The following is a 7,534-nucleotide window of genomic DNA, read 5'->3' on the forward strand; positions in this document are numbered from 1 at the left end:
CGGCAGAGAACGGAGGATTTGCAACCACTGCATCGAACTGCATATCATCGAATGCGTCCCATTCAAGCGTATCGCCATTCTCTATTTTGAAGCTGCTGAATCGGATACCGTGCAGCAACATATTCATTCGGGCAAGGTTGTAAGTAGTCGGATTTTTCTCCTGTCCATAGATATATGCCGCCTTACCGATACTTGCTGCACGGAGCAATAGTGAACCACTACCGCAAGTAGGGTCGTAAACATTACGCAAACGGTTATGCCCAAGAGTAACAATCTCCGCCAATATGCGGCTGACCTCTTGCGGAGTATAGAACTCACCGGCTTTCTTGCCTGCACCGGCAGCAAACTGACTGATCATATACTCATAAGCATCGCCCAAAATATCAATCTCCTGAGAGGCCTCCACTCCGAATTTTATATCATCAAGTGCAAGCAGAACATTGCTTATAAGCGTATTCTTGTCATCGGTTGTCTTTCCGAGCTTAGGGGAAGCAAGGTCAATATCCGAAAACAGACCACCAAAATCCTCTTCGCTGTCACGTCCGAGCGTACTATCCTCAATGCGTTTCAATGAGCGTTCCAGCATCGGAAGGATATTTTCTTTCCGCTTGATAGTTTCGATTACAGACGAAAACAAGAATTTCGGTTCAATGAAATAGCCTATATTTTCCAAGCATTGGTTCTTGACCTCTTCCTGCAATTCCGCAGCATCCGAATCGGTCATTTCCCATAATTCCTTGAATGTAACTTCATCATCCTCCAATGCACTGTTGGCGTATGTTTCTATCTTCTCCGACAGGTATTTATAGAAAATGAATCCCAAAGTAAAATACATAAAATCGCTTGCCGACATATTGCCGCGCAAACGGTTTGCGACCGCCCAAAGCTGGTCACGGAGTTTCTGTTGCAGTTCTTCACTCATATCCTTATTGCTCTATATTATTCTGTATTACATCACTTTCCGGCAATGGTATATTGCTTTCAATTATACTTCTCAGGTCATCCAGCACTTTCCCTTTATATGAGAAATATTTTGCCCCTTGATATGCACCCGATGTATTTCGTTTCTCTTCCGGCATAAACGTACCGACAAAAGGGGACAATTTATAAATACGACCTTCGTATTCAACGGAATCATCGCTTGCTACCTTGACTTCCGTATCCGTAGGAATAAAGGTAACACATTCCCCTATTTTAATACCGACCATGCTGAATTTGAAACGTCCTCGCTTTACGGTTCGTTTCTGCACGACAGGCAATGAATCTTTTTCGTTATGACAAACCGGTTTATTATCTACATAGACCGTAACAACCGCATCATCAATCATCTTGGCTATGTCATTGAATATATCCAAAGCTATTTGAGGCGGTACATTGAAAAACTCCCGATTCTGACGAATACGCAAATCCGTCAACCGATCAATAGTCTTGTGTACATGCTTTTCAACATCGTTATATTTGACCGTCTGAATGGTTGCATAAATCTCAAAAGGCAACAGAACAGCCGTGTTGTCAAGTTCCTTGGAACGTATATCTACAGGCCGCGCACTTTTACCGATCTTGACCCAATCCTCACGAAAACTTGGATTAGTCAAGATATACACATATCCGGGTTCATTTGTCTTTACCATATCAGTATTTCTTTTAATCCCAACTGAAAGTGCGTATGATATTACGCAATCTGTCTAAAATCCTCGTCAACGCCTTTCTCGTCTTTATCAATCCGAGATGCTTCTCTTTCAATGCTTTTTGTATGATTTCCGGCTGCTCTTTTTGCAGGTAGTCATATTCTTTGAGGAAGTGATTCAATACCGATGACGATATTTCCTCTTCCTTAGCCAATGAGTTGACGGCATTTTCTCGCTCAACGGCAATATAGTGGTTCAACCGTTCTTCCAAATCGCTTGTACCGTCAGCTTTACCTCGCTGAATCATGAAGTTTTCCTTATCGTCATCCACATTCTTTTGAATGAAACCATCGATAAGTTTGGCTTTGCTGCGCATTTCTGCGTCTTTAATCATCGTATCAATGATATTCTGACGGCGTTCTGCGTAATCGGCACTATATGGGTCAAGTTCTGCAATGAGTTCAAGGATATATGCCACATTGATAATGTCGCTATGTAGGAGTTCAAGGCAGAAATCCACATCACCGAGGTCTCCGTCATCCGGAACATCTGTATCATCATCCGGTTTGGGTGACGGTGCTGGATCAACGAGTGCAAAAGTATCATGGATATCAAGATACTTACTTCTGAAATCCATAAATTGCTGTTCCGTCATGCCGAGATCATCAGACTCTTCATTATAATCCTCGTATATCTGTATTTCAGCATGTTTACGGATAATATCACGGAACGCCAAAACAAACTCTTTCTTAGCTTTTTCACTCTGCAAAAGGTCTATGCAATTTGTATCCGGATATTTCTTCAAAAAATTGGTAGCAAGCTCCTTGTATTCCTGTTTGACTTCTTCAAACGGAGGTCGCACTATTTCTTCCGGATTGTTACTGTTGCTGAACAATTTGATAGCGGTATCAACATTGCTTTTCAAATCACGGAAACACACAATCTTTCCGAAGCGTTTCTTTTCATTCAGCACACGGTTTGTCCGGCTGAATGCCTGCAACAAGCCGTGGTATTCCATATTCTTGTCTACATAAAGCGTATTGAGTTTCTTGCTGTCAAAACCGGTAAGGAACATTCCGACGACCAGACAAAGATCAAGCGGCTTCATATCAGCTCGCTTCTTTTTCATACGCAGGTTAATGTCATCATAATATGCACGGAAGTTCTCTGTCGTAAACGATGTCCCGAACATTTCATTGTAGTCATCCATGATGGCTTGCAGTTCATCAACCTCACCGGCACTGTCATTCAGATAAGAACCTGTACCCATTCCTGTCAGATCATCATCTTGACTTCCATTGGCTGCATAAGTAAAAACTGCACCTATACGAATCTTGGGATTCAGTTCCTTGAATATCTTGTAATAACGGATAAGCATCGGTACGGACTGTACAGCAAACAATGCATCGAACTCTCCGTCAAATGTTGACTTATTGAAATTATTAAGGATGAATTTGGCGATTTCCGTCATGCGATTGGCACTGCCGTTCTGCACTTCCTCACTGCCATGATAATATTCTACAAGGAAACCGAGAACATTTTCATCGGCAATGGCATCTTTAATCAGATAACGATGTAGACAGTTGCCGAACACCTCTTTGGTCGTATGCCCATCAACTGCATTCTCTGTAAAAATAGGAGTTCCAGTAAATCCGAATATCTGGGCATTATCGAAGAATTGCATAATCTTCTTATGACTCTCCCCAAAGTGGCTGCGGTGGCACTCATCGAATATCATCACGATACGAGAATGGCGTATCGAATCAATCTTGCTGCTATACCAAGTTTTGCTTACGGCAGCATTGAGTTTCTGAATGGTGGTAATGATTATCTTGGAGTTGCTATGCAAGCGTTTTACCAGTTCATCCGTATTGTCCGTACCGTCAACGGCTCCCGGTTCGAAGGCCTCGTATTCTGACTGGGTTTGTGTATCAAGGTCATGGCGGTCAACAACGAACATTACCTTATCTACATCATCCAACTCCGAAACGAGCTGTGCTGTCTTGAATGAAGTCAATGTCTTTCCTGCTCCTGTTGTATGCCAGATATAACCGTTATCATTGGAGTTCTGCACCCGATCCAATATCTTTTCTACAGCATAGAACTGGTATGGGCGCAACACCATCAAACACTTATCACCTTCATGCAATACAATATATTTCCCGATAATCTTGCCGAGCGTACACTTTTCCAAGAAAAATACAGCAAACTTATCCAGTTCATTGAACGGCAGATTCGCCGTATCCGTCCAGTTAAATGTAAACTTATATCCGCCATTGGGATTGTTGGCAAAATAGCGAGTATTTACGCCATTGGAGATAACAAACAGCTGAATATAGTCGAACAGCCCATGAAAGGATGTCTTATGATAACGTTGAATCTGATTGTATGCCTGCTTGAGTTCTACACCCCTACGTTTCAATTCAATCTGAACCAGAGGGAGGCCATTGATAAGAATCGTTACATCATAGCGACACTTTTTTCGTCCCTCCACCGTAATCTGGTTCGAAACCTGAAACTCGTTCTGACACCATTGGGTACGATTAAGGAATTCTACCCAAATGCGCTGTCCGTTAGCAGTATCAAGAGGATATAGGTCACGAAGTTTCTTTGCCTTTTCAAAGCGAGTACCACCTTCAAGATATATCACTATCTTCTCAAACTCTTCATCCGTAAATGAGTTACGACCAACTTCCGCCAATTGTTTCTTGTTGTGAATTTCCAACTGCCGTTTGAAATTGGCATAAAGATTGTCTTCTTCAGTAATCTGGACATATTCGTAGCCCATTTGCCGAAGTGTGGCTATAAGTCCAGCTTCCAATGCCGCTTCGCTCTGTATTGACATATTCTTGTGCCCTATTATGGTATTATTACTTATTTATTCCGGCTTACAATATTTTGATACCTAATGCATTTTCTATCTTGCACAAGGTTTCCAATGACAAATTCTCGCGACCTTTCAACACCTTGGAAACATATTGCTGAGTGCAATTCATCTTCTCGGCCAACGCTCGTTGTGTCATGCTAAGTTCTCCCATTCGGTTCGACATGATTGCTGCTATAGCCTGCGAATGGCAAACCCAATCTTTGCTTTTGCATTCCACCGTTTCCTCTTTTACTTCCAATGCGTTGCCTATCTTTTCTTCTGCCATTATATGCATCAAAAATACCTTTGCCCTATTTTGTAGGCAAAAGTACTATAAATAATTGAGACGGCACAACTTTCAGGTTGTTTATTGACAAGTAACTAAATTTAAATCGCCATACTATTTTTGATCATTAAGTTGGAATCATTACCCTAGCACTATTTTTCATGCATATAGTCTTCAAAACTAATTGGTTTATAACAATCAGGAATTTTCACCAACTTCTTTTTGTTGACAACGAATGAAGGATTGTAATGCCAATTATAAAAATTTGAAATAGTAAAGTAATTAAATAGTGCAAGAATGAACGTTATCACAAAAGAAATGGGTTTGAAATTACAAAAATCATTAATCACTTGTACTGTATCATCTGCAGCAACAAAATAGTAATAAGACATTGCCCCTAACGTAATAATCATTATGAACAAACCAACTACAAATAAAGTTGTAGAACGAGTTTTTGATTTTGCAATTTCATAATCAAGAATTTTTTCTTTTTGTTCTGCTCGTTGTTTATTTTCTTGCTCCCATAAATTCTTGATTTTCATCTCAAATATCTCCTTTTCCTTTTTTATACCTTCTTTCTCTGAAACAAGTTGATCTTTGTCTGCTTTTAGAACTTCATTTTCTTGGTATATAATTTTTTCACTATTTTTTAACTCGGCTTCTTTGCTTTCAAGTTCGTGCATACGTTCATTATACTTTTGTTGCATTTTTACTTGATTATCCTTAATTTCTTTTATCTCACCTTGAAGCATTTGAAATAGATTATCAAATTTTTGGGCACGATTTACCTCAATTTGCTCCTGCCGCATAGATTCATCTTTGACCCTTGCCGCAAATGCAGCCTCATCTTTATGTGCAAGTTCATTAAGCTCTTGCACATCTTTTATTTGCCTGCTTGCGATACGAGTTGATAAGTTAACAACATCCCTATCCGTAATTTTATAGATTTCGCGATATTTTTGGATATTATCATCTAATTCTTTAATAATCCTTGCTTTAGGCAAAGATGAATTTAAAGTATATGAAACTAAAGATGTTATCCCCATTGTAGCAACATCATCACTAGTAATATCAATTGTCGGATTACTCAACCAAAGAATATTTAACAAGTCATCTACTTTAATAATTTCTGGCTGATGCTTCTTGCAGCTATATAAATCCTTATACTCTGTATCCGAATAATCATTATCATGACTTATCGCATTATTGACAAACCAACAGTTAACTTTACCAAACTCTTGGATATACTTTTCCCCTCGCTTCTCCCTAACATAAACCAAAGCCATAGCATCATGCAAGGCTGCTTTGTCCGTATTTCTATATTTGCGAATTATAGAAAATTCCTTGCTAAATTTCGCCTTTCCTTGCCATTGTTTTGTTTGTGGTATAACATGGAATTTGAAGTGATTAACAAGTGTATCCTCTAAATTATCCGATATTCTATTTAAATCCGTGCTAGATAAGTGTCTTCTATCGCAAGCATTATAAATATCTTCACGATTTATATTTTTAGCAATAATTGCACTGCTTAAATTTGTAGATTTAAATAACAACAATGCCTGAATCTCCTCTATTGTATCTTTCAGAACTGTAAACTTATAACCTAATTTTCGGCTTACGTCTATAAGAGTATTACAAGTTTCGGTTGATTCTGGAGTATTTAAATCCAAGAGGCTAATAATGAAATTTGTATCTAATAATAGTTCAACATTCATATTGGCATCAGACGGCTGATAGTCCAAATAACATGAAAGCATTGAACCCAAATAAATATCACGAATCTTTTCAAAAATCTCAGGGACTTGTTTAAATGTATCAATAAATTGCGCTATAAGAACATTGTGAGAAGAATCTATCGTAGCTTCACTACTACCATTTGCCAAATAATATGATATCTCACTACGATTTTGTTCTACAAACTTAAATAAATCAACGTCATTATTTGTAGTACCTACATTATACGCTTTACAAAAAGTTTTAAACATATGCACAACTTTCGCCACATCCTCTTTACCTTTTTGTATCAATTCAGAGTAGTCTTCAAATATAAATTTATCAATCCAAAATGAGCCATCATTAAATATCCGCATGTCCTCACGACCATTCGTCTTATTTATTTCTGAAGCAATAACTTTTAAAATATTATTTAAGACGGATATAGGAATGACCAATGAAAACTTTTTCTCAATAGCATCAGTAATTTCTTTCATGCTATTTCCCTTCACCACTCCTAATGGATATAGTTCAGATAGTGCATTTTTTACTATAGGAATAAAAATATCTAATGGACCATGAGCTAATGTCCCTTTATCATAGATATGTGCAAGCACACTATAAGCTATGGCACGATTTTGATAATTCAGTGTTTCAGGCATAAAATTTATACAGTAAAGCTAATTAAACATTAGTAACTTAATCTGACAACATCTTCCGGCAACATAGTATTTCCTGCCTCATCTTTTGGAGCATTCTTAAGAAACAGCATCGGAACTATGGTGTATTTCTTGGCAAACGGCAGCAAATTAGCCTTGCGGAGGAGTTCAGTTGTTAACTGTTTACCATTCTCTTGAGTTGTCCATTTACATTCACCAACCAGCAGATACTTTTTATCAAGCGATTCAGCCATCACATCGAATTCGACCTGTTCCGGCTTCTTATCCTCATTGATAACAGAACCCCACCAGCGTTTTGCCTTGCCGTAAACCACTCCATTGACAAGATTTCCTGTTACGGCATCCCGACATAATTTTTCCC

Annotated in this window: 6 protein-coding genes; all 6 read right to left on the reverse strand. The window is 38.6% G+C overall.

The features are described 5' to 3' along the window. Positions 1-922 (reverse strand): N-6 DNA methylase (locus Q0486_RS01415; protein ID WP_299229701.1); only part of this gene is annotated, 922 nt, incomplete at its 3' end. A gap of 4 nt (positions 923-926) precedes the next feature. Beyond that, entirely contained in the window at positions 927-1,631 is a 705-nt protein-coding gene (locus Q0486_RS01420) for a GIY-YIG nuclease family protein (RefSeq protein ID WP_299229704.1), read from the reverse strand. Between the two features lie 13 nt (positions 1,632-1,644). After that, complete coding sequence (locus Q0486_RS01425; protein ID WP_299229707.1) at positions 1,645-4,473, reverse strand: type I restriction endonuclease subunit R; 2,829 nt, start codon at positions 4,471-4,473, stop codon at positions 1,645-1,647. 43 nt (positions 4,474-4,516) lie between these two features. Then, on the reverse strand, positions 4,517-4,780 hold the full coding sequence (locus tag Q0486_RS01430) for a helix-turn-helix transcriptional regulator (RefSeq protein WP_032588293.1): 264 nt from the start codon (positions 4,778-4,780) through the stop codon (positions 4,517-4,519). A gap of 152 nt (positions 4,781-4,932) precedes the next feature. Continuing rightward, positions 4,933-7,155, reverse strand: a complete 2,223-nt coding sequence (locus Q0486_RS01435; protein ID WP_008764682.1) for a hypothetical protein — start codon at positions 7,153-7,155, stop codon at positions 4,933-4,935. A 29-nt stretch (positions 7,156-7,184) separates the two neighbouring features. Continuing rightward, positions 7,185-7,534: DUF234 domain-containing protein (locus Q0486_RS01440; RefSeq protein ID WP_299229716.1), on the reverse strand; the 350-nt coding region annotated here is incomplete at its 5' end.

The organism is uncultured Bacteroides sp. (genome assembly GCF_937912035.1).
Taxonomy (GTDB): domain Bacteria; phylum Bacteroidota; class Bacteroidia; order Bacteroidales; family Bacteroidaceae; genus Phocaeicola.